At 67.0% G+C, this 20,104-nt stretch carries 19 protein-coding genes; 11 read left to right on the top strand and 8 right to left on the bottom strand.

What is annotated here, in order from left to right; translation table 11 throughout:
- Positions 1 to 37: 37 nt before the first annotated feature.
- Both VARPA_RS02375 and VARPA_RS02370 read right to left on the bottom strand, forming a co-directional pair.
- Positions 38 to 1,237, bottom strand: coding sequence for a CaiB/BaiF CoA transferase family protein (locus tag VARPA_RS02375; RefSeq protein WP_013538943.1), 1,200 nt, complete (start codon positions 1,235 to 1,237; stop codon positions 38 to 40).
- A complete protein-coding gene (locus VARPA_RS02370; protein ID WP_013538942.1) occupies positions 1,230 to 2,165 on the bottom strand; it encodes a hydroxymethylglutaryl-CoA lyase in 936 nt (311 codons plus the stop codon). Before VARPA_RS02370 ends, VARPA_RS02375 begins: the two co-directional genes overlap by 8 nt.
- A gap of 118 nt (positions 2,166 to 2,283) precedes the next feature.
- Between VARPA_RS02370 and VARPA_RS02365 the strand changes: the two genes are divergently transcribed.
- Positions 2,284 to 3,024, top strand: a complete 741-nt coding sequence (locus VARPA_RS02365) for an IclR family transcriptional regulator (protein ID WP_013538941.1) — start codon at positions 2,284 to 2,286, stop codon at positions 3,022 to 3,024.
- A gap of 128 nt (positions 3,025 to 3,152) precedes the next feature.
- Here the strand turns inward: VARPA_RS02365 and hisC are convergent, their stop codons facing one another.
- Positions 3,153 to 4,130 carry a histidinol-phosphate transaminase gene (hisC, locus tag VARPA_RS02360; RefSeq protein ID WP_013538940.1) on the bottom strand — a complete coding sequence of 326 codons (978 nt, stop codon included), beginning with the start codon at positions 4,128 to 4,130 and terminating at the stop codon, positions 3,153 to 3,155.
- 256 nt (positions 4,131 to 4,386) lie between these two features.
- Here hisC and VARPA_RS02355 point away from each other — a divergent pair, with 256 nt between their 5' ends.
- Both VARPA_RS02355 and VARPA_RS02350 read left to right on the top strand, forming a co-directional pair.
- Positions 4,387 to 6,561: a malate synthase G gene (locus tag VARPA_RS02355; RefSeq protein WP_013538939.1), complete on the top strand. Its 2,175-nt coding sequence runs from the start codon at positions 4,387 to 4,389 to the stop codon at positions 6,559 to 6,561.
- A 128-nt stretch (positions 6,562 to 6,689) separates the two neighbouring features.
- Positions 6,690 to 7,970 (top strand): MFS transporter, encoded by a 1,281-nt coding sequence (locus tag VARPA_RS02350; protein ID WP_013538938.1) that lies wholly within the window; start codon positions 6,690 to 6,692, stop codon positions 7,968 to 7,970.
- Positions 7,971 to 7,996: 26 nt separating this feature from the next.
- Here VARPA_RS02350 and VARPA_RS02345 read toward each other — a convergent pair whose 3' ends face one another.
- From VARPA_RS02345 to VARPA_RS02335, 3 genes are all read right to left on the bottom strand, one after another.
- Entirely contained in the window at positions 7,997 to 9,211 is a 1,215-nt protein-coding gene (locus VARPA_RS02345) for a PDDEXK nuclease domain-containing protein (protein WP_234974921.1), read from the bottom strand.
- A 69-nt stretch (positions 9,212 to 9,280) separates the two neighbouring features.
- Positions 9,281 to 10,072, bottom strand: a complete 792-nt coding sequence (locus VARPA_RS02340) for a hypothetical protein (protein ID WP_013538936.1) — start codon at positions 10,070 to 10,072, stop codon at positions 9,281 to 9,283.
- A gap of 2 nt (positions 10,073 to 10,074) precedes the next feature.
- A complete protein-coding gene (locus VARPA_RS02335) occupies positions 10,075 to 10,293 on the bottom strand; it encodes a hypothetical protein (RefSeq protein ID WP_013538935.1) in 219 nt (72 codons plus the stop codon).
- A 482-nt stretch (positions 10,294 to 10,775) separates the two neighbouring features.
- Here VARPA_RS02335 and VARPA_RS02330 point away from each other — a divergent pair, with 482 nt between their 5' ends.
- On the top strand, positions 10,776 to 11,282 hold the full coding sequence (locus VARPA_RS02330; RefSeq protein ID WP_416367506.1) for a fasciclin domain-containing protein: 507 nt from the start codon (positions 10,776 to 10,778) through the stop codon (positions 11,280 to 11,282).
- 34 nt (positions 11,283 to 11,316) lie between these two features.
- Here VARPA_RS02330 and VARPA_RS02325 read toward each other — a convergent pair whose 3' ends face one another.
- Entirely contained in the window at positions 11,317 to 12,252 is a 936-nt protein-coding gene (locus VARPA_RS02325; RefSeq protein ID WP_013538933.1) for a LysR substrate-binding domain-containing protein, read from the bottom strand.
- Between the two features lie 82 nt (positions 12,253 to 12,334).
- On the opposite strand from VARPA_RS02325, the gene VARPA_RS02320 reads away from it, so the two are divergent.
- The 4 genes from VARPA_RS02320 to VARPA_RS02305 are packed head-to-tail and all read left to right on the top strand — an operon-like array spanning position 12,335 to position 15,026.
- On the top strand, positions 12,335 to 12,658 hold the full coding sequence (locus VARPA_RS02320; protein ID WP_013538932.1) for a DUF2917 domain-containing protein: 324 nt from the start codon (positions 12,335 to 12,337) through the stop codon (positions 12,656 to 12,658).
- Between the two features lie 32 nt (positions 12,659 to 12,690).
- Complete coding sequence (locus VARPA_RS02315) at positions 12,691 to 13,494, top strand: enoyl-CoA hydratase-related protein (RefSeq protein ID WP_013538931.1); 804 nt, start codon at positions 12,691 to 12,693, stop codon at positions 13,492 to 13,494.
- Positions 13,495 to 13,548: 54 nt separating this feature from the next.
- Positions 13,549 to 14,805, top strand: a complete 1,257-nt coding sequence (locus VARPA_RS02310) for a 6-phosphofructokinase (RefSeq protein ID WP_041943191.1) — start codon at positions 13,549 to 13,551, stop codon at positions 14,803 to 14,805.
- Positions 14,802 to 15,026 (top strand): cysteine-rich CWC family protein, encoded by a 225-nt coding sequence (locus VARPA_RS02305; protein WP_013538929.1) that lies wholly within the window; start codon positions 14,802 to 14,804, stop codon positions 15,024 to 15,026. The genes VARPA_RS02310 and VARPA_RS02305 overlap by 4 nt, the downstream gene beginning before the upstream one ends.
- Here VARPA_RS02305 and VARPA_RS02300 read toward each other — a convergent pair.
- Positions 15,017 to 16,330: a zinc-binding metallopeptidase family protein gene (locus VARPA_RS02300; protein WP_013538928.1), complete on the bottom strand. Its 1,314-nt coding sequence runs from the start codon at positions 16,328 to 16,330 to the stop codon at positions 15,017 to 15,019. The genes VARPA_RS02305 and VARPA_RS02300 overlap by 10 nt on opposite strands.
- A 131-nt stretch (positions 16,331 to 16,461) precedes the next feature.
- On the opposite strand from VARPA_RS02300, the gene VARPA_RS02295 reads away from it, so the two are divergent.
- The 3 genes from VARPA_RS02295 (at position 16,462) to VARPA_RS02285 (ending at position 20,031) form a co-directional block, all read left to right on the top strand.
- Entirely contained in the window at positions 16,462 to 17,955 is a 1,494-nt protein-coding gene (locus tag VARPA_RS02295) for a DHA2 family efflux MFS transporter permease subunit (RefSeq protein WP_013538927.1), read from the top strand.
- Positions 17,956 to 18,023: 68 nt separating this feature from the next.
- A complete protein-coding gene (locus VARPA_RS02290) occupies positions 18,024 to 19,166 on the top strand; it encodes an ABC transporter substrate-binding protein (protein WP_013538926.1) in 1,143 nt (380 codons plus the stop codon).
- 76 nt (positions 19,167 to 19,242) lie between these two features.
- Complete coding sequence (locus VARPA_RS02285; RefSeq protein WP_013538925.1) at positions 19,243 to 20,031, top strand: class II glutamine amidotransferase; 789 nt, start codon at positions 19,243 to 19,245, stop codon at positions 20,029 to 20,031.
- Positions 20,032 to 20,104 lie beyond the last annotated feature (73 nt).

The raw sequence follows: 20,104 nt of genomic DNA, 5'->3' as shown, positions 1-20,104 counted from the left end.
GGGCGGAAACTATATAGATAGAGCCCGCCAGCCGGCCTCAGCCGCCGGAGGTTGCGCCAACGGCGCGAAGCGCGGCGATTTCCGGCTCGCTGTAGCCCACTTCCCTCAGCAACTCGTCGCCGTGCTCGCCGATGCGCGGCGGCTGCAGGCGGATGCCGGGGCGCTGGCCGCCGAGCGTGAAGGGCGCGAGCGGCACCTTCGCCATGTGGCCGTCGTTCATGCGCACGGGCGCGAGGCCGCCGGTGGCGTTCAGGTGCGGATCATCGAACAGCTCCTCTGGCTTGGTGATCGGCGCGAAGGGCAACTCGTTCTGCTCGAACACCGCTGCGAGTTCGGCCGCGCTGCGGTCGGCCAGGTGCGAGCGCAGGATCGGCATCATCCAGTCGCGCGCGCGCACGCGGTCGTTGTTGGTCTTCAGGCGCGGGTCGGCCAGCATGTCTTCCAGGCCGAAGGCCTTGCAGAAGATGGCCCACTGCTTGTCGCTGACGGCCGCCAGGAAGATCTGCTCGCCGTCCTTCACGGTGAAGACGTCGTACACCGCCCAGGCCGAGATGCGGCTGGGCATCGGGTCGGCCGCCTTGCCGGTGGCGGCGAACTGCATCATGTGCTGCGCGACGAGGAACACGTTGTTCTCGAACAGCGCCGCCTGCACCTCGCAGCCCTTGCCGGTCGCATCGCGCTGGCGCAACGCGGCCATCGCGCCGATGGCGCCGAACATGCCGCCCATGATGTCGTTCACGCTGGTGCCCGCGCGCAGCGGGTCGCCCGAGCGGCCGGTCATGTAGGCGAGGCCGCCCATCATCTGCACCACTTCGTCCAGCGCCGTGCGGTGGTCGTAGGGGCCGGGCAGGAAGCCCTTGTGGCTCACGTAGATGAGGCGCGGGTTGAGCTTGGCGAGCGTGTCGTAGTCGAGCCCCAGCTTCTTCATCGTGCCGGGCTTGAAGTTCTCGCTCACGATGTCGGCGGTGGCGATCAGGCGCAGCGCGGCTTCGACGCCTTCGGGCTTCTTCAGGTCGAGCGCGATGCTCTTCTTGTTGCGGTTGAAGGTCGGGAAAAAGCCCGAACCCGAGCCGAGCAGGCGGCGCGTGTTGTCGCCCTCGATGGGCTCGACCTTGATGACTTCGGCGCCGAGATCGGCCAGCAGCAGCCCGCAGGTCGGGCCCATGACCATGTGGGTGAACTCGACGACGCGGATGCCAGCGTAGGGAAGGGAGGGCGGTGGATTGGCTTCAGACATGTGTGTTGTGTTCCTGGGCAAAACCTTTGGGCAACCCGGCTTCGGGCGTCATGCCGTAGACCGGTTCGCCGGGCAGGCCGGCCATGAGCGGCGCGCGCGCCGCGATGAGTTTCTGGATGTCGATGCCGGTGCGAACGCCCATGGCCTCGAACATGAAGACGAGGTCTTCGGTCACGGCATTGCCCGAGGCGCCGGGCGCGTAGGGGCAGCCGCCGAGACCGCCGAGCGAGGCGTCGAAGGTGCGCACGCCCTCGTCCCACGCGGCCAGGCAATTCGCGATGCCGAGGCCGCGCGTGTTGTGCATGTGGGCCGCGCCGGCGTGCGTGCCGAGCTCCGCGCGCAGGCGCTTGAAGAGCCGCCGCACCTGCGCCGGGTTGGCGTAGCCGACGGTGTCCGAAAGGCCCGCCTCTTCGGCGCCGGCTTCGATGCATTGCGCGGCGAGGCGGATCACGTCGTCTTCGGGCACCAGCCCCTGCAGCGTGCAGCCGAATGCGGTGGAGATGCCGGCTTCGAGCTTCACCTGCGGCGCGATCGCGCGGCGCAGGTCGGAGATGGCGCGCACCTCCTCGACCATTTCCGACGGCGTCTTGCGAACGTTGGCGAGCGAGTGCGCCACGCTCGCCGACACCGGCATCGTGAGCTTGTGCACGCCCGCTTCGAGCGCGGCCTGCGCGCCCTTGCGGTTGGGCACCAGCGCCATCACGGTAAGGCCAGGCAGCGTGACGGCGTGGCGCACCACGTCAGCGGCATCGGCCATCTGGGGCAGCAGCTTCGCGGGCACGAAAGACGCGACCTCGATCTCGCGCACGCCGGCGGCGTAGAGCGCGTCGATCCAGCGCAGCTTGTCTGCCGTGGGCATGGTGGCCTTGACCGATTGCAGACCGTCGCGCGGGCCGACCTCGCTGATGAGGACATCGGGGGGTGTCATCGACTTCGTCTCCTTGGAGCGATCTTGATGTGGATCGCTTGACTGTTCTGTTAGACAGAACTAAATTCCGTCAAACAGAATTACACCGCCGATCGACTTTTCCTGTCAAGTCACGCCCATGCCCCGCAAAGCCCAGACCGAATCGGTTTCCGACCTCAACGCCGCACCCGGCGGTGCCGCCGCGGTCGATCGCGCGCTGAGCCTGCTGTCGGCATTCCGGCCGGGCGACGAAGCGCTGTCGCTCGCGCAGTTCGCCGAGCGCACGCAGCTCTACAAGAGCACGGCGCTGCGGCTTTTGGCATCGCTCGAACACGCGCGGTTGATCCGCCGGCAGGACGACGGCCGCTACGCGCTCGGCATGGAGATCGCGCGGCTGCATGGGCTCTATGCCGCGTCGCAGTCGCTCGACCGCATCGTGCTGCCGGTGCTGCGTGCTCTCGCAGCCGCAACCGGAGAAAGCGCGGCGTACCACGTGCGGCAGGACCAGGGCGACGGCTGGGTGCGCCTGTGCCAGTTTCGCGTCGACTCATCGCACGTGGTGCGCGACCACGTGCGCGCGGGCGACCTGTTGCCCAACGACCGCGGCGCCGGTGCTCGCGTGCTGATCGCCTTCGGTCCCGATACCGAGCGGCCGCGCGGCGCGAGGGAACGCAAGTTGTATGAAGCGATCCGCGCGCAAGGCTGCTGCGCGCTGGTCGGGGATCGAACGGCCGAACTCGCGGGCATCTCGGCGCCGGTGTTCCATGCGGACGGCAGCCTTGCTGCGGCGGTCACGCTGACGATGCCGACGCATCGCTATGACGAGGGCTACATCGAACCCGTGCGCGCGGCGGCGAAGGAACTCAGCGGGCAGGTTTAGCTGCCTTGCTCCTTCCCCTTCCGGGGGAAGGTTGGGATGGGGCACGCGGCGCTTGCCACGGCACGGCGCCTGATCGACGGCCGCGTGCCCCCACCCCGGCCCTCCCGCGGGCGGGGAGAAATGCGCTGTCAGCGCAGCGCGGCGAGCAGCGCCTCGTTCTGTTCGGGCAGGCCCACGCTCACGCGCAGCCACTGCGGCAGGCCGTAGGGGCCGAGCAGCGAAACCTCGATGCCGGCGGCCAAGAGGCGCGCGTGCACGGCCTGCGCATCGCCCACCTGCACCATGAGAAAGTTGCCCGAAGAAGGGATGTGCACGAGGCCCAACTCGGTGAAACCCGCGGCGAGTTGCTCGCGTCCGGCGGTGTTGAGTTCGTAGGTGCGCGCGAGGAATTCCGTGTCGCCGAGCGCGGCCACTGCGGCGGCCTGGGCCGGCGTCGTCACGTTGAAACGCGGCCGTTGCGCGTTCATGCGCGAGGTCAGCGGCGGCTGCGACACGCCGTAGCCGATGCGCATCCCCGCGAGGCCGAAGGCCTTGGAGAAGGTGCGCGCGACGATCAGGTTCGGCAGGCGCCGCACCCATTCGATGCTGTCGTAGCGCTGCGCGGGCGAGAGGTATTCGGTGTAGGCCTCGTCGAGCAACACCGTCACATGCGCGGGCACCGATTGCAGGAAGTCGCGCAGCGGCCCAGCATCGATGAAGGTGCCGGTCGGGTTGTTCGGGTTGGCGACGAAGACCAGCTTCGTGTCGTCGGCGATCGCGGCGCGCATCGCGCCCAGGTCGTGGCCGAAATCTTGCGAAGGTACGACGGAGGCGCGCGCATGGGCGTGCGCCGTGGCCTGCGCGTAGACGATGAAGCCGTACTGCGAATAGACGACGTTCTCGCCCGGCTTCAAGCTCACCTGCGCGGCGAGTTCGAGGATTTCGCTCGATCCGCTGCCAAGCGTGAGCCACTCGGGCGACACGTCGAGCCGGGCCGCCAGTGCATTCTTGAGCGCGGTGCCGTTGCTGTCGGGGTAGTTGCCGGCGCCTTCGAGGGCGGCGGCCGCGGCGCGGCGGGCCGACTCGGGCATGCCGAGCGGGTTTTCGTTGGAAGCCAGGAGGATCATTTCGGCGCGTGCTGGATTTATTTAAGAAATTAAATATATCCCGTGCCCGCGGCACCTCTATCAGTGCCTACCCTTTGCGTAAAAAGCGGCGCCGGACCGTCATTACCCTCATTTTTGTCATTGATAAATCCCGCTTTCGGCTCTTACTCCTTCGTAAGGTATCGAATAAAGTTGACCTACGTCATTGCGACACCCACGTCTTTAGCTTCCGTATTCCGCCGTATTTCGCCGGATTCCGATTTTCCAGGAGAGAAAAATGACCGCCCGCACCACCGCCCACGGACTTCAGGTCGCGACCGAGCTCCACCGTTTCATCGAAGAAAAAGTCCTGCCCGCCACCGGCGTGGCCAGCGATGTCTTCTGGAAGGGCTTCGACGCCATCGTGAGCGACCTCGCGCCCAAGAACATCGCGCTGCTCGCCGAACGCGACCGCCTGCAGAGCGAACTCGACGCCTGGCACAAGAAGAACCCCGGCCCGATCGCCGACATGCCGGCCTACCGCGCCTTCCTCGAGAAGATCGGCTACCTGCTGCCGCAGCCCAAGGGCGCGAAGGCGACGACCGCGAACGTCGACTCCGAACTCGCGCTGCAGGCCGGCCCGCAGCTGGTGGTGCCGATCCTGAATGCACGCTATGCGCTCAACGCCGCCAACGCGCGCTGGGGCTCGCTGTACGACGCGCTCTACGGCACCGATGCCATCCCCGAAACCGGCGGCGCCGAAAAGGGCAAGGGCTACAACCCGGTGCGCGGCGCCAAGGTCATCGAGTTCGCACGCAACGTGCTCGATCAGGCCGCGCCGCTGGCCAATGGCTCGCACAAGATGGCGACCGGCTACAGCGTGAAGGACGGCAAGCTGGTCGTCGCGCTGCAGAGCAGCAGCACCGGGCTCGCCGACCCCGCTCAATTCATCGGCTACCAGGGCGATGCCGCAGCGCCGTCGTCGGTGCTGCTCAAGCACAACGGCATTCACCTCGATATCCGCATCGACCGCAGCACCGCCATCGGCAAGACCGATGCGGCCGGCGTGAGCGACCTGGTGCTCGAAGCCGCGCTCTCGACCATCCTCGACCTCGAAGACTCGGTGGCCGTGGTGGATGCGGCCGACAAGGTCGTCGCGTATGCGAACTGGCTCGGCATCGTCGAAGGCACGCTGACGGAAGAAGTCGCCAAGGGCGGCAAGACCTTCACGCGCGGCCTGAACGCCGACCGCGAATACACCGGCGCCGACGGCCAACCCGTGAAGCTGCATGGCCGCTCGCTGATGTTCCTGCGCAATGTCGGTCACCTGATGACCAACCCGGCCATCCTGTATGCCGGCGGCAAGGAGATTCCGGAAGGCATCCTCGATGCCGTGGTGACCACCACCATCGCCACCATCGACTTGAAGCGCAAGGGCAACTCGCGCACCGGCAGCATCTACATCGTGAAGCCCAAGATGCACGGCCCGGCCGAAGTGGCCTTCGCGAGCGAGCTGTTCGGCCGCGTCGAGCAACTGCTCGGCCTGCCCGCCAACACGGTGAAGCTCGGCATCATGGACGAGGAGCGCCGCACCAGCGTGAACCTGAAGGCCTGCATCGCCGAAGCGGCCGCGCGCGTGGCCTTCATCAACACCGGCTTCCTGGACCGCACCGGCGACGAGATGCACACCGCCATGCAGGGCGGCCCGATGATCCGCAAGGGCGACATGAAGTCCAGCGCGTGGATCGGCGCCTACGAAAAGAACAACGTGCTGGTCGGCCTCTCGTGCGGCCTGCGCGGCAAGGCGCAGATCGGCAAGGGCATGTGGGCCATGCCCGACCTCATGGCCGCGATGCTCGAGCAGAAGATCGGCCACCCCAAGGCCGGCGCCAACACCGCCTGGGTGCCCTCGCCCACCGCCGCCACGCTGCACGCGCTGCACTACCACCAGGTGAGCGTGACCGCGGTGCAGCAGGAGCTGGAAAAGATCGACGCCGACGCCGAACGCGACAACATCCTCAACGCGCTGCTGCAGGTGCCGATCGCGCCCGAAGCCAAGTGGACGGCCGAAGAGCGCCAGCAGGAAATCGACAACAACGTGCAGGGCATCCTCGGCTACGTGGTGCGCTGGATCGACCAGGGCGTGGGCTGCTCCAAGGTGCCCGACATCCACAACGTGGGCCTCATGGAAGACCGCGCGACGCTGCGCATCTCTAGCCAGCACATCGCCAATTGGCTGCTGCACGGCGTGGTGACCAAGGCGCAGGTCGACGAGACCTTCCAGCGCATGGCCAAGGTGGTCGACGAGCAGAACGCAGGCGACGCGCTCTACCAGCCGATGGCCGGCAACTTCGCGACCTCGGCCGCGTACAAGGCGGCACAGGACCTGGTGTTCAAGGGCATCGAGCAGCCGAGCGGCTACACCGAGCCGCTGCTGCATGCATGGCGCCTGAAGGTCAAGGGCGAGGCCTGATCGGCGTGCGTCCGGCACCGCGCCGGGCTTGAGCGAACGGACGGCGCCTTCGGGCGCCGTTCTGCATGGAGGGCGGCATGCCATTAGCATCGTGCCGCTCCCTTCTTCCTTCAGCCTCTCCCCTCCCGATGAACACGAACGCGGCATCGCCGCCCCCGCCGCGCTGGTCGACCTCCGCGGCCGCCATGCTCGTGGCTCTCGCTTCGGCCTTCGCGCTGAGCCAGGCCTTCCGCACCGTCGGCGCCATGATGGCCACGCCGCTCGGCAGCCACTTCGGCCTCTCGCCGCAGCAGCTCGGCACCTGGGCGGGCACCTTTCACTTCATGTTCGGAATCATGCAGCTCGCGATGGGCGTGTCGATCGACATGTTCGGCGTGCGCCGCACAGTGCTCACCGCCTTTCCACTGGCCATCGCAGGCGCCGTGTTGTGCACGGTGGCAGACAGCTTTCACATGCTGCTGCTCGGGCAGGCGCTGATCGGCGTCGGCTGCGCGCCGGCGTTTCTCGCATGCACGGTGTTCATCGCGCGGCACTTCGACGCCGCGCGCTTCACCGCGATGTCGGGGCTGGTGATGAGCATGGCGGGCCTGGGCATCGTGTTCACCGGCACGCCGCTGGCGTTGCTGATCGAGGCCGCTTCGTGGCGCGCCGGCTATGCGGTGCTGGCTGCGGCCGCGGTGCTGTCGTGGCTCATCATCTTCTGGCGCGTGCGCGAGCCGGCGCGTGCGGCGATGGAACCTGTGGGCACGATGGCGCCGACCGAACGCCAGTCGCTGCGCAAGGCCGTGCGCGAACTGCTGCCGCTGTTCGCGATGCCGCACACGCTTGGCCTCCTGTGCTTTGCCTGCGTGTCGTATGCGGCCTTCATCACGCTGCGCGGCCTGTGGCTCGGGCCCGTGCTGCACGAGCGGCACGGCCTCTCGCTCGTGGCGAGCGGCAACGTGGCGCTGGTGATGACCATCACCGGCATGATCAGCCCCGCGCTGTTCGGCCGCCTGGACCCCGGCGCCGCGCGGCGTGCGCGGTGGATGATTGGCTGCGCAACCGCCGGCGCGCTGATGTTCGCGGCCATGGCGTTCACGCATTCGCGCGCGATCGACATCGGCTTGCCGATCGTCTATGGCCTTCTCTCCGGCTACAGCGTGCTGCAGTACGCCTACACCAAGAACGCCTACCCGGCCGCCATGACGGGCCGCGCGCTGGCGCTCATGAACATGGCGATGTTCCTCGGCGTGTCGCTGATGCAATGGACGACCGGCGTGGCCGCATCATGGGGCGTGGCGAACGGCGTCGAGCCGTTCCGCGCGGTGTTCCTCACGGTGGCGGGGATGCTGGCAATGGGGACCGTGGCGTTTCTGGTGCTGCCGCGGATGCGCGAATCCCAAGGCACGAAATCAATCGTTCCGTGAAGGCATGACGCCTCTTTGAGGCCGCTTCATGCGCCTCGTTTCGCCTGCTTTTTTGCGGGTACGCGGACCGCCTCCGACACCGAAAGATAACGAATCTCGCGGCGCAATTCGCTTTCGAGTTCCTGTTCGGTCGGCAAGTGCAATTGATAGCGGCTGGCAAAGATGTTGCGTTCCTGCTGCTCGCCCAAGGTGTACTTCACCACCGCATCGTTCTTGTCGGGGCACAGGATGACGCCCAATGTAGGGTTGTCGCCTTCGGTGCGGCGTTCGCGGTCGTAGTAGTTCACATAGAACTGTATTTGCCCCAGGTCAGCATGAGTGAGCTTGCCGACCTTGAGGTCGATCAGCACATAGCACTTCAGCACCGCGTGATAGAAAACCAGGTCGATGTAGAAGTGATCGCCATCGATCGTGATGCGCTCCTGACGCGACACGAACGCAAAGCCTTTGCCCAGTTCGAGCAGAAAGGTCTGCAGGTTATCGATCAGCGCCTGCTCCAGCGCCGACTCCACGAGCCTTGGAGATTCAGGCAACCCGAGGAATTCGATCACCATCGGGTCTTTCAGTGCATCCAGCGGCTGCGCTACCTCCTGCCCATGCGTTGCCAATCGCATCAGGCCCTTCTTGTCCTTGCTCTTCGCCAAGCGGTCGTACAACAGGCTCGCCGCCTGACGCTGCAACTCGCGCACCGACCATGCATTGCGGATCGCCTCGATCTCATAAAAGGCGCGTGCTTCCATGCGAGCGACACGCAGGAGTTGCCGGTAATGACTCCAGGAAAGCGAGGGGTGCAGCACCCCCGGCAACCAGTCCGACTCGGAAATCGATTTCCGAGACGGTGTCGCGGAAATCGGTTGCGCGGGCAGTTCCCGAATCACGGTTGATTTCCGAGACGCCGTCTCGGAAATCAGCTGCGGGTAGTCAAGATAGAACTGCCGGAATGCCTCGAGGTTGTCCACCGAGTAGCCACGGCCGAACTCCGCGTTCAAGCGCGCGGACAACTCGGCAAGCAGCTTTGCACCGTAGCCGGCACGTCGCTGCCCGCGCTGTTCTTCCTCGACGATTTCGCGTCCGATCAACCAGTTGGCGGCAACCTGCGTCGTGTTGACTGTCCGCGCCACACCGGCACGCGCAGCCTCCAGAATTTCGCGCACCCGTGCCAGAAGAGCGTTCGAGGAAGATGCTGCCTTGGCACGAGTCGTCTTCGCCGCGCGGGGTGGAGTTTTGTCGGAAGTTGGCAAGGCAACGCTCTGAGGAAGTTCGTCTTGAATTATGCGGGGCAGTGCGCGCGCAACGTTGGCCCACATCACTCACGCCTCGTCGCCCAGACGCGCGCGCACTTCGCGGCGCCCCAGTTGTCGCTTGGCGATCGCGTAGACATCGCTGCGACCGTACATGGCACGGTGGGTGGGCAGGTCGGGCGCCGGACGCCGGGCGGCGCCGCTTCGGGTAACGAGGCAACGACGCAGCACGTCGTAGCGCTTCTCTTCCCCCTGCGTCGCACACGCTTTCTCGGGAAACCTCGCGAGCGTGACTTCGAACCAGCAACCATCGACGCGGTGCCATTGCGTGGTCTCGTCGATCACGTGATAGACCGCGCAGGGCTTGCCGCCGCGCTGTTCAGTCCACGTCTTGCGCGCAGCCCTTCGTGCGGCCTTCGCCTCGGCCAGTCGCCGGTTGGGCAGCAGAATCCCGGTGACCGGATGCACGAACAGCTCGACATCCGGCGCCTCTCGCAAGGGCACGCTGCGGTGCGTGCCCCAGCGATGCGGCGGAACGCACACCTCGCCGTCGCGCAGCTCGGCACGACGCTCCACGAAGTCGTCGATGTGCAGGAAGATGTGCGCCTGCACGGTGCTGCGGCGGTCGATGCCGCTGCAGAGCTCGGCGTACACCTTGTCCCACGGCCGGTGCACCTGCTTGTGCAGCCAGCGCTTGAGCGGCGCGAGGTTTTCGTTGAACCCCTTCGGATGGTCGTAGCCTCGCTTCATGCCAAGGTGCGAACCGGCCTCCTTGCTGTTGCGCCATGCGCGCCCGTCGCCCTGCCAGCTGCCGCCGCGGCGCGGCCGCTCGACGATGACCTTGTCCATGTCTTCGCGCATGGTCAGTCCTCCCGCCCGAGGCTGCGTGCAGCCTTCTGCAACGCCACCTTCTGCGCACGCCGCTCCGCACGATGCGTGCGCAGATGCCGCCCTGCGCCCTGGCTCGATTCGCCGCGCGCCATCGCGGCCACCACGGGGTTGCGAGGTGCCGTGGACGGCACCGAAAAGTAGAACCGGCCCAGACGCTTCTCGTCGTCGCGGGCCTTTCGTTGAGCACTCATGTGCGCACACTCCAAAAACAAAAAGGCCCCGGCGAATGGCTGCGCGGGGCCTTTGTCGACAAGGCCTCGGCGGATGCATGGATGCACATCCGGCCGGGGCGGTCGGTGTGCGGGTCAGGTGTTCAGGAAACGGTTCATTGAATTGGTTTGTCGCCCGGGAGGTTGCAAGTCGCCAGGCGCGTTGGAAAAACTGTTGCTGAAAAACGAAGGGCGGATTCTGTCGAGCACGCGCGCGATGCGCAAGCGCCAATGGCACCGCTGTGGCGCAAAGCCGACGCGATGTCCACACGATGTCGACGAGATGCCGTCCTACGAATCCAGTTGCATCCGACCTCCGTATTGGTTGCAAGCGCATCGCGCCTCCGAGCTGTTGGCGGTTTCCACAGAGAACCTCGACAACCATTTCTTTCCAGGAGACTTCCATGAAAAAACTCGTGATCGCACTCGGCGTTTCGGTCCTGCTCGGCGCTTGCGCGGGCGGCATGGGCATGAGCGGCAGCGGCGCTTCGAACCCGATGGTGGGCGGCGCCGCGATGTACCCGACGAAGGACATCGTCGACAACGCCGTGAATTCGAAGGACCACACCACGCTGGTCGCCGCCGTCAAGGCCGCGGACCTGGTCGGCACGCTCAAGAGCCCGGGCCCGTTCACCGTGTTTGCGCCGACCAACGCCGCCTTTGCAGCGCTGCCGGCCGGCACGGTCGACACGCTGCTCAAGCCCGAGAACAAGCCCACGCTGACAAAGGTGCTGACCTACCACGTGGTGCCCGGCAAGATGGACGGCCCCGCGCTCATGAGCGCGATCAACGCAGGCGGCGGCAAGGCCGTGCTGAAGACCGCGAGCGGCGGCACGCTCACCGCGACGATGAGCGGCGGCAACGTGATGGTGACCGATGCCAAGGGCGGCACCGCGACCGTGACGATCGCCAATGTGTACCAGTCGAACGGCGTGATCCACGTCGTGAACAAGGTACTGCTGCCGGGTTGATCGTTCTCCCGGAGCATGAACGCGGCGGGCTTTCTCAGGTCCGCTGCGCAGCCTCCGCTTCGTCGCGCAGCCATTGCGCGAAGTCCTGCGCGTCGCGGTTGCTCGCGGCGCGCCTGGACATCTCGATGAAATAGCCGCGGTGCGATGCCGCGCCCTCGCCGAGCGGCGCCACGAGCCGGCCGTCGCGCACCAGTTCGCGCAGCAACGGCAAGCGCCCGATCACCACGCCCTGCCCCGCCACCGCGGCAGCGACTGCATCGGCGTACTGGGTGAAGCGCAGCGTGCTCTTCACGCGCAGGTCTTCCAGCCCCATCACCTTGAGCCACGGCTCCCAGTCGGCGGTCGGGGCTTCGCTGTGGTCCGGGTATTCGATGGTGAGCAGCGTGAGCCCGGAAAAGTCCGACAGCGCCCGCAGCGACGCGGCAACCTGCGGCGCGCACAGCGGGATCACCGATTCCTCGAACAGTGCCGGCCCGACACCGCGGGCGATGGGCGCGAAGCGCACCGCGAGGTCGAGGCGGCTCACGTCCAGGTCGAGCACATCGAGCGTGGCCGACAGGCGCACGTCGACCTGCGGATGCGTGCCGGTGAAGCGCGCCAGTTTCGGAATGAGCCAGAGCGATGCGAAACCCGGCGTGCAGGTGATCGCCACCTGCCGCGGCGCGGCGCTCGCGCGCACGCGGGCCGTGGCGTCGCGCAGCCGCTCCAGGCTGTCGGTGACCGCGCGCTGCAGCACGCCGCCGGCCTCGGTGAGCGCCAGCGCGCGGTGGCGGCGCTCGAACAGCAGCACGCCCAGGCTGGCTTCGAGCTGCTGGATCTGCCGGCTGACGGCCGACTGCGTGAGGTGCAGTTCGCCGGCCGCCAGCGTGAAGCTGAGCTGTCGCGCGGCAGCTTCGAAACTGCGCAGCAAATCCAGCGGCGGGAGCTCGCTGCTCGGCAATTTTGAGGGTTTCGCATTCGCTGGAGGCATGCAACGAGTTCCGAATGACCGCGTGTAAAGAGAGGGCCGGCTCACTATATTCATTCGTATCCCGAATGCAATGGAGCTTGCCATGAGCACCCGACCGACCACCTCTTCCCGCTTTCACATCACGCTGCCGACACGCACCGTCTTTGCCGTGCCCGACGGCGCGGGCGTGGGCATCGAATGCCGCAGCGGCACCGTCTGGATCACGCTCGATCGCGATCCGCGCGACATCGTGCTGGAGGCCGGCGACCGCTTCGACGGCACCGAGCACCGGCGCATCCTGGTGTCGGCCTTGACCTCGTCGTGCATCACCGTGTCGGACGCGCAGCCTGCCGCGATGCCCCTCGCACCACGGGCCCGCGCTTGGTCGCCTTGGCGACTCCGGCCCCACGGGTTGTCCCCGGCTTGACCGGGGTGCCATCGGCATCGACCCTCGATGCCATGGACTCCCAAGCACCGATCCTCTACGAACTGGCCGACGGCATTGCGACGCTCACGCTGAACCTGCCGGCCAAGCTGAATCCCATCGCGCATGGATTGCAGGTCGAACTGCGCGACGCGCTGGAGCGCATCCGCGACGACCGCGCGGTGCGCGCCGTGATCCTGACGGGCGCGGGCAAGGCGTTCTGCGTCGGCGCCGACCTGAGCGCGATGACGCCGGGCGAAGAAGGCAAGTCGCTCGGCACGCAGACCGCCGAGTGGATGCAGTCGCTGAGCAATCCGCTGATCGAGACGCTGCGCACGCTGCCTGTTCCTGTGGTCGCCGCGGTGAACGGCGCCGCGGCCGGTGCGGGCGTCGGCCTCGCGCTTGCGGCGGACGTGACGATCGCGGCACGCAGCGCGTACTTCTATCTTCCCTTTCTTCCGAAGCTTGGCATCGTGCCGGACCTGGGCTGTACCTGGGCGATTCCCCGGCGGGCCGGCAAGGCGCGCGCGATGGGCATGGCACTGCTCGACGAACGCCTGAGCGCCGGACGCGCGGTGCAGTGGGGCCTGATCTGGGCCTGCGCCGACGACGAACAACTGATGGACGAAGCACGCGCCATCGCGCAGCGTCTTGCACGCCTGCCGGCACACGCGGTGATCGAGGCGCGCGAAGCCTTCGAGGCCTCCGAGCGCCACACGCTGAAGGAACAGCTGCACTACGAAAGCGAACGCCAGCGCGAGCTGATCGATCGCCCGACCTTCCGCGAAGGCGTGAGCGCGTTCCTGCAGAAGCGTCCGCCCGCGTTCGAGAGCCGCTGACATCCCGACACGCGGGCACTGGCGCCTGTCATGGGGCTGCGGGAGAATGCCCGCATGCCCATCCTCAACGCCTTCTACGCCCAGTCGGGCGGCGTCACCTCGGTCATCAATGCGTCGGCCTGCGGCGTGATCGAGACGGCACGAAAACACCCGGACCGCATCGGCAAGCTCTACGCCGGCCGCAACGGCATCATCGGCGCGCTGACGGAAGAACTGATCGACACGGGCGCCGAATCGGCCGAAGCGATTGCGGCCTTGCGAACCACGCCATCGGGCGCATTCGGTTCGTGCCGCTACAAGCTCAAGTCGCTCGAGAAGAACCGCCGCGAATACGAGCGGCTGATCGAAGTCTTCAAGGCGCACGGCATCGGCTATTTCTTCTACAACGGGGGCGGCGATTCGGCCGACACTTGCTTCAAGGTGAGCCAGCTCTCGCAGTCGCTCGGTTATCCGCTGCAGGCGATCCATGTGCCCAAGACCATCGACAACGACCTGCCGCTGACCGACTGCTGCCCGGGCTTCGGCTCGGTCGCGAAGTACGTGGCGGTGTCGACGATCGAGGCCTCGTTCGACGTGCGCTCGATGGCCGCCACCTCGACCAAGGTGTTCGTGCTCGAAGTGATGGGGCGGCATGCGGGGTGGATCGCCGCAGCCGGCGGGCTTGCCGCGGACCAGGGCATTCCGGTGGTGGTGCTGTTTCCTGAAATCGAGTTCGACAAGCCGCGCTTTCTCGCGCGTGTCGATGAATTGGTGAAGCAGCACGGCTACTGCTCGGTCGTGGTGTCCGAGGGCTGCCACTACCCCGACGGGACCTTCCTCGCGGAGCAAGGCACGCGCGATGCGTTCGGCCATGCGCAGCTCGGCGGCGCGGCGCCAGTGGTGGCGCAGATGATCAAGGACGCATACGGCCACAAGTTTCACTGGGCCGTGGCCGACTACCTGCAGCGCGCGGCGCGGCACATTGCCTCGGCCACCGACGTGAAGCAGGCCTACGAGCTGGGACAGCGCGCCGTCGAGCTCGCGCTGGAAGGCCGCAATGCAGTGATGCCGACGATCGAGCGCACGTCCGATGTGCCCTATGCGTACACGCTCGGCAGCGCGCCGCTCGAATCGGTGGCCAATGTCGAGAAGCCGATGCCGCGCGACTTCATTTCGGACGACGGCTACGGCATCACCGAGAAATGCCGGCGCTACCTGCTGCCGTTGATCGAGGGCGAGGACTACCCCGCCTACCGCAACGGCTTGCCGGTGTATGTGACGCTGCAGAACGTCGCGGTGGCAAAGAAGCTGCCGGCCTTCGAGCTCGCATGACGGCCAGCGCTGCGGTCATCGACGTGTCGCGCTGCCTGCTGTGCGGCGAGTCGAACCGCTGCGCGATGGAGATCGAACGCGAGACGGGCCAGGCGCAGCCGCCTTGCTGGTGCATGCAGGCCGACTTCAGCAATGCGCCGCTCGCCAAGTTGCCGGAGTCGATGCGCGGCCTTGCCTGCATCTGCGCGCGCTGCGCCGCGGAGACGCCGCCTCAGGACTGAGCGCCGCCCTGGGATTGGGTCTGCGTCTGCGTCTGCTCGGGCGCAGGCTCGGCGGGCTCGGGCTCGGTCGCCGCCACATCGCTGGCCACCACCATCGTCGGCGCCGATCCGGCCCGCTGCTCGGTGATCACGCGGTGGATGAACTGCAGCTTGCCCACCGCCGCGCGCGGCAGCACGAACGGGTAATAGTCAGGCTGCCCCATGCTGCGCGACAGCTCGTTGAGCACGTTCGTCAGCAGCACCCAGCCATTGATGAAGTCGAGGAATTTCGCAGCGTCGGGATGGTCGGGCTGCGAGAGGTCGTCTGCTGTGAAGAGGTCGCTCGTCAGCTCGACGTTGGTCGCATCGACGCCGAAGCTCATCGCGGTGTCCGCGGTGTCGGCCATGTGCAGGTAGTGGGCCCAGGTCTCGGCCCAGTCTTCCCACGGGTGCGTGCTTGCGTAGCTGCTCACGAAGCGGTCGGCCCAGTCGGGCGGCGGGCCTTGCTCGTAATGCGTCTGCAGCGACGCCGCGTAATCGGCACGCTCGTCGCCGAAGAGCGCGCGATAGTCGTCCAGCCAGTGCGTGGGCTGCACCAGCAGGTCCCAGTAGTAGTGGCCGATTTCGTGGCGGAAGTGGCCCAGCAGCGTTCGATAGGGCTCGCGCATTTCGGCACGGATGCGTTCGCGCACCGCGTCTTCGGCCTCCTCGGCGTTGAGGGTGATCACGCCGTCTTCATGGCCGGTCATCACGTGCGGCCCGCCCGGCATGTTGCTGAGGAAGTCGAAGGCCAGGCCGTGCACGGGGTCCGCATGCCGGCTCACCACCGGCAAGCCGAGTGCGAGCAGTTGCGAGATCAGGCGGCGCTTGGCCTGTTCGAGCTTGCCCCAGAAGACGCCGTGGGCCTCGACCGAGAGATCGGGAATGGTCCGCGTGACGCTGCAAGCCAGGCAGTAGCCGGGCGCCAGGCCGTGCACGTCGGCCGGGGCCTCCTCGCCCTCGCGCGCGGCCGGCACCATCCAGCTGCAGGCGGCAGGGGTCATGAGGTTGGCGCAGCGGCGATAGGTCTTGCCGTGCGGATCGCCGAACACGGTGAAGGTGTCGGGCAGCGCGCCACCGCCTTCGGCCGGTGCCAGCGGCATGACGCCGAGGCGGTCGATCACGTAGCCGAGCGGCGTGTGGCAGGCCAGGCACTCGCTGTTGCGCAGGAACACGGGGCGGCCGCACTGGCAGCGGTAGGCGCGGCTGACGGTCGGCGCGGCGAGCTCGGTCGCGAGCGTGGCGGCGGACTGTTCGTTGACGGGGTCGTTGATCGGGGAATCCATGTTGTTCTCTTCTTGCTGGGCTTGACGCGGAGGGGACAGCCGCTGCATTGTGGGGCGCGCCCCCGCGCCGTTCGCCGCGCAAACACCGATATGCTTGTAGGACGACGGACCCCGAGACATTCCGCCGCCCCATGACCTCCCCACCCACGCCCGAAGCCGCCGCCACGCCGGCGCCGCCCGCCATGAGCATCCTGCGCGAACGCTATGGCGAGCGCTATCGCTGGTATCTGCTGCTGTCGGTGATGGTGGGCACGATGGCCTCGATCATGTCGTCGACCATCGTCAATGTCGCGATCCCCGGCATGAGCCATCACTTCTCGCTCGGGCAGGAGCGCGCGCAATGGGTGAGTTCGGGCTTCATGGTGGCGATGACGGTCTCGATGCTCACCACGCCGTGGCTGCTGTCGCGCTACGGCTACCGCCGAACCTACATCGGCACGATGCTTCTGCTGCTCGTGGGCGGCATCGTCGGCGGGCTGGCCAACAACTTCTCGCTGGTGCTGTTCGCGCGCGTGGCCGAAGGGCTCGCGGCGGGCGTGGTGCAGCCCATTCCGGCCATCATCATCCTGCGCGCCTTCGAGCCGCACGAGCAGGGGCGCGCGAGCGGCATCTTCGGCATGGGCGTGGTGCTCGCGCCGGCCATCGGACCGAGCATCGGCGGGGTGCTGGTCGACCTGTTCGGCTGGCGCTCGATCTTCTTCATGGTGGTGCCGTTCTGCCTGGCGTCGATCTGGCTGGCCTACAAGTTCGTGCCCAAGACGGCGCCGGGCGGCGTGGCCGCGGTGCGCGGCGGCGGGCTCGATGCGCGCGGGCTCGCGCTGGGCACGGTCGGCACGCTGTGTTTGTTGAACGGACTGGTCGAGCTGCGCGGCGATTCGCCATTGCAGGCTGTGCTGCTGCTGGCCGGTGCGCTGGTCTCGTTCATCGCATTCGTGTGGTGGCAGCGCCGGCTCGCGGCTTCGGGCGGCACGCCGCTGATGAACCTCGCGCTCTTCCAGTACCGGCAGTTCGCGATGGGCAGCGTGGTCGCCTTCATCTACGGCACGGCGCTCTTCGGCTCGACCTACCTGCTGCCGGTGTACATGCAGGTGGGGCTGAGCCTGTCGGCGTCGCACGTCGGCACCATTCTTCTGCCGGCCGGCATCGTGCTGGCCGTGACCATCGCGGGCGTGGGCCGGCTGGCCGACCGGCAGCCGACCTGGGTGCTGGTGACCATCGGTCTCGCACTGCTGGCGGCTTCGTTCGCGCTGATGATGGTGCTCAGGCTCGACAGCGCGCTGTGGCTGCTGGTGGCCTTCGCGATCATCGGGCGCATCGGGCTGGGCTTCATCCTGCCGTCGCTCAACCTGGGTTCGATGCGGCCGCTGGCCAAGCCGCTGATTCCGCAGGGCGCGAGCGCGATCAACTTCGTGCGCATGCTGGGCGGCGCGGCCGGCGTGAGCCTGTGCGCCATCGTGCTCGAGTGGCGGCTTGCCGCGCACGGCGATTCGCTCGCCAATCCGTTGAGCAGCCCGGCGCGGCTCGCGGCCTTCGACGAAGTGTTCGCGATGCTGGCCGGCCTGTGCGCGCTTGCGATCTGCGCGGCATGGCAGCTGCGCGAGGGGCCGGCGCGCAACACGGGGTAAACCCCGGCGGTGCAACGGAGCCCTTTCGTATTCAATTGTTATCAGTTGTATCTGATAACAAACAATTCATGCATCGCAGAAATTTCATTGCCGCCTCGGCTGCGGCAGCGGCCGGGCTCGGCCCTCTCTCCTTCCCAGCCCTTGGCGCCGAAAACGGCGTCTCCGACAGCGAAATCGTCCTCGGCCACACCGGCATCCTCAGCGGCCCGCTCGGCGTGCCGGTCAAGGTCGTGATGGCCGGGGCCGGGCTGGCCTTCGACGCGGTCAATGCGCAAGGCGGGCTGTCGGGCCGCAAGATCCGGGTCGTGTCGCTCGACGACGAGCTCAAGCCCGAGAAGGCCCTCGCCAATTACGAAAAGCTGCTGGCGGAGCACCGTGTCTTCGCCTTCTTCGGCTGCGTGGGCTCGGGCACCACCGCCGCGGGCGCCAAGGTCGTGAACCAGAGCGGCGCGCCGACGGTGGGCGGCTATGCGGTGTCGGATTCGGCCCGCGAGAAGATGGGCGGTGCCGGCTACTTCGTGCGCGCCACCTTCGCGCGCGAAGCCCAGGCGCTGGTGCAGCACCTGACGACCATCGGCGTCTCGCGCATCGCCGTGGCGTACCTCGACAATCCCGGCGGCGCGGAAGTCGCCAAGCTGGTCGAAGCCGCGCTGGACACGCTCAAGCTGAAGCCGGAGGCCGCCGTGGCGGTCAAGGGCGATGGCACGACCAACGAGGCATCGGGCAAGGCGCTCGCCGAGAGCAAGGCGCAGGCCGTGATCATGTATCTGGGCGGCGGCATCGGCGGCGAGGTGATGAAGGCGGCCTGGGCCGCGGGCGGTCGCCAGATGTACTACGGGATGTCGATCGTGCCGGGCGATGTCACGGCCAAGCTCGTGGGCGACAAGACCAGCGGACTGGCGATCTCGCAGATCGTGCCGTACCTGTGGAGCGAGGTCGACGCCACCGCGCGCGAATTCCGCCAACTGGCCGAGCGCGCCAAGGTGGACCTGGGCTACCTGAGCTACGAGGGCTATGTGAACGCGCTCGTGATGATCGAGGGCCTGCGCCGCACCGGCCGCGACCTCACGCGCGCGAAGCTGCACGCCGCGCTGAAGGCGATGAAGCTGCGCATCGGCGGCATGGAGATCGACTTCACCGGCGCCAGCAACACGGGCTCGCGCTTCATCGAGATGGTGCGCGTGACCAAGGAAGGCAAGTTCATCCGCTAGCTGCAACGACAGTCGCACGGTCGGATAAGCGGCGCGGCAGGCGGAGGCCGACGGGAATCGCGGTCTAATCGGCAACATGTGTCAATTGCTAGGGATGAACTGCAACACGCCGACCGACGTGACCTTCAGCTTCACGGGGTTCGCGCAGCGCGGTGGCCGCACCGACCACCACGCGGACGGCTGGGGCATCGCGTTCTTCGAGGACCGGGGCCTGCGCCATTTCGTCGATCACCAGCCGGCCTGCGAATCGCCGGTGGCGGAGCTGATCCGGCGCTACCCGATCCAGAGCCGCAACGTCATCGCGCACATCCGCAAGGCGACGCAGGGCGAGGTCAACCTTCAGAACTGCCATCCGTTCGTGCGGGAGCTGTGGGGGCGCTACTGGGTGTTCGCCCACAACGGCGACCTGAAGGACTTTCGGCCGCGACTGCATGGCAATTTCCATCCCGTGGGCAACACCGACAGCGAGCACGCCTTCTGCTGGCTGATGCAGGAACTCGCGAAGTCGCATGCGGGCGTGCCGAGCATCGATGAATTGACGCTCACCCTGCGCGAACTGGCTCCGCAACTCGCGAGCCACGGCACCTTCAACTTCATGCTGTCGAACGGGCAGGCGCTGTGGGCGCATGCATCGACCAACCTCTGGTACGTGGAGCGCCGGCATCCGTTCGTGACGGCGCAGCTGTCCGACGAAGACCTGGAAATCGACTTCGCCCAGCACACCACGCCCACCGATCGCGTGGCCGTGGTCGTGACGACCCCACTCACCACGAACGAAACGTGGACCCAGTTCGCGCCAGGCGAACTGCATGTGTTCGTGGACGGGCAACGGTCGGTCGGCCGAGATCCAAACGAAGCCTTTTGACTGACACTTTTTTGCAACATTGCAAGAAAGTATCGATGGCGCGCATGTCCGAGGGAATAATAACGGTTCTCAT

This window comes from Variovorax paradoxus EPS (assembly GCF_000184745.1).
In the GTDB taxonomy this organism is placed as follows: Bacteria; Pseudomonadota; Gammaproteobacteria; order Burkholderiales; family Burkholderiaceae_C; genus Variovorax; species Variovorax paradoxus_C.
The sequence above is the reverse complement of the archived record's forward strand: the minus strand, read 5'-3'. Positions and strand labels throughout refer to the sequence as shown.

Excerpts from the sequence above, each read along its gene's own strand:
- VARPA_RS02350 (WP_013538938.1), top strand. The coding sequence starts at position 6,690 with ATGAACACGAACGCGGCATCGCCGCCCCCGCCGCGCTGGTCGACCTCC.
- VARPA_RS02290 (WP_013538926.1), top strand. The coding sequence starts at position 18,024 with ATGCATCGCAGAAATTTCATTGCCGCCTCGGCTGCGGCAGCGGCCGGG.
- VARPA_RS02355 (WP_013538939.1), top strand. The coding sequence starts at position 4,387 with ATGACCGCCCGCACCACCGCCCACGGACTTCAGGTCGCGACCGAGCTC.
- VARPA_RS02300 (WP_013538928.1), bottom strand. The coding sequence starts at position 16,330 with ATGGATTCCCCGATCAACGACCCCGTCAACGAACAGTCCGCCGCCACG.
- VARPA_RS02340 (WP_013538936.1), bottom strand. The coding sequence starts at position 10,072 with ATGCGCGAAGACATGGACAAGGTCATCGTCGAGCGGCCGCGCCGCGGC.
- hisC (WP_013538940.1), bottom strand. The coding sequence starts at position 4,130 with ATGATCCTCCTGGCTTCCAACGAAAACCCGCTCGGCATGCCCGAGTCG.
- VARPA_RS02305 (WP_013538929.1), top strand. The coding sequence starts at position 14,802 with ATGACGGCCAGCGCTGCGGTCATCGACGTGTCGCGCTGCCTGCTGTGC.
- VARPA_RS02375 (WP_013538943.1), bottom strand. The coding sequence starts at position 1,237 with ATGTCTGAAGCCAATCCACCGCCCTCCCTTCCCTACGCTGGCATCCGC.
- VARPA_RS02285 (WP_013538925.1), top strand. The coding sequence starts at position 19,243 with ATGTGTCAATTGCTAGGGATGAACTGCAACACGCCGACCGACGTGACC.
- VARPA_RS02325 (WP_013538933.1), bottom strand. The coding sequence starts at position 12,252 with ATGCCTCCAGCGAATGCGAAACCCTCAAAATTGCCGAGCAGCGAGCTC.
- VARPA_RS02315 (WP_013538931.1), top strand. The coding sequence starts at position 12,691 with ATGGACTCCCAAGCACCGATCCTCTACGAACTGGCCGACGGCATTGCG.
- VARPA_RS02295 (WP_013538927.1), top strand. The coding sequence starts at position 16,462 with ATGACCTCCCCACCCACGCCCGAAGCCGCCGCCACGCCGGCGCCGCCC.
- VARPA_RS02310 (WP_041943191.1), top strand. The coding sequence starts at position 13,549 with ATGCCCATCCTCAACGCCTTCTACGCCCAGTCGGGCGGCGTCACCTCG.
- VARPA_RS02320 (WP_013538932.1), top strand. The coding sequence starts at position 12,335 with ATGAGCACCCGACCGACCACCTCTTCCCGCTTTCACATCACGCTGCCG.
- VARPA_RS02330 (WP_416367506.1), top strand. The coding sequence starts at position 10,776 with ATGGGCATGAGCGGCAGCGGCGCTTCGAACCCGATGGTGGGCGGCGCC.
- VARPA_RS02370 (WP_013538942.1), bottom strand. The coding sequence starts at position 2,165 with ATGACACCCCCCGATGTCCTCATCAGCGAGGTCGGCCCGCGCGACGGT.
- VARPA_RS02365 (WP_013538941.1), top strand. The coding sequence starts at position 2,284 with ATGCCCCGCAAAGCCCAGACCGAATCGGTTTCCGACCTCAACGCCGCA.
- VARPA_RS02335 (WP_013538935.1), bottom strand. The coding sequence starts at position 10,293 with ATGAGTGCTCAACGAAAGGCCCGCGACGACGAGAAGCGTCTGGGCCGG.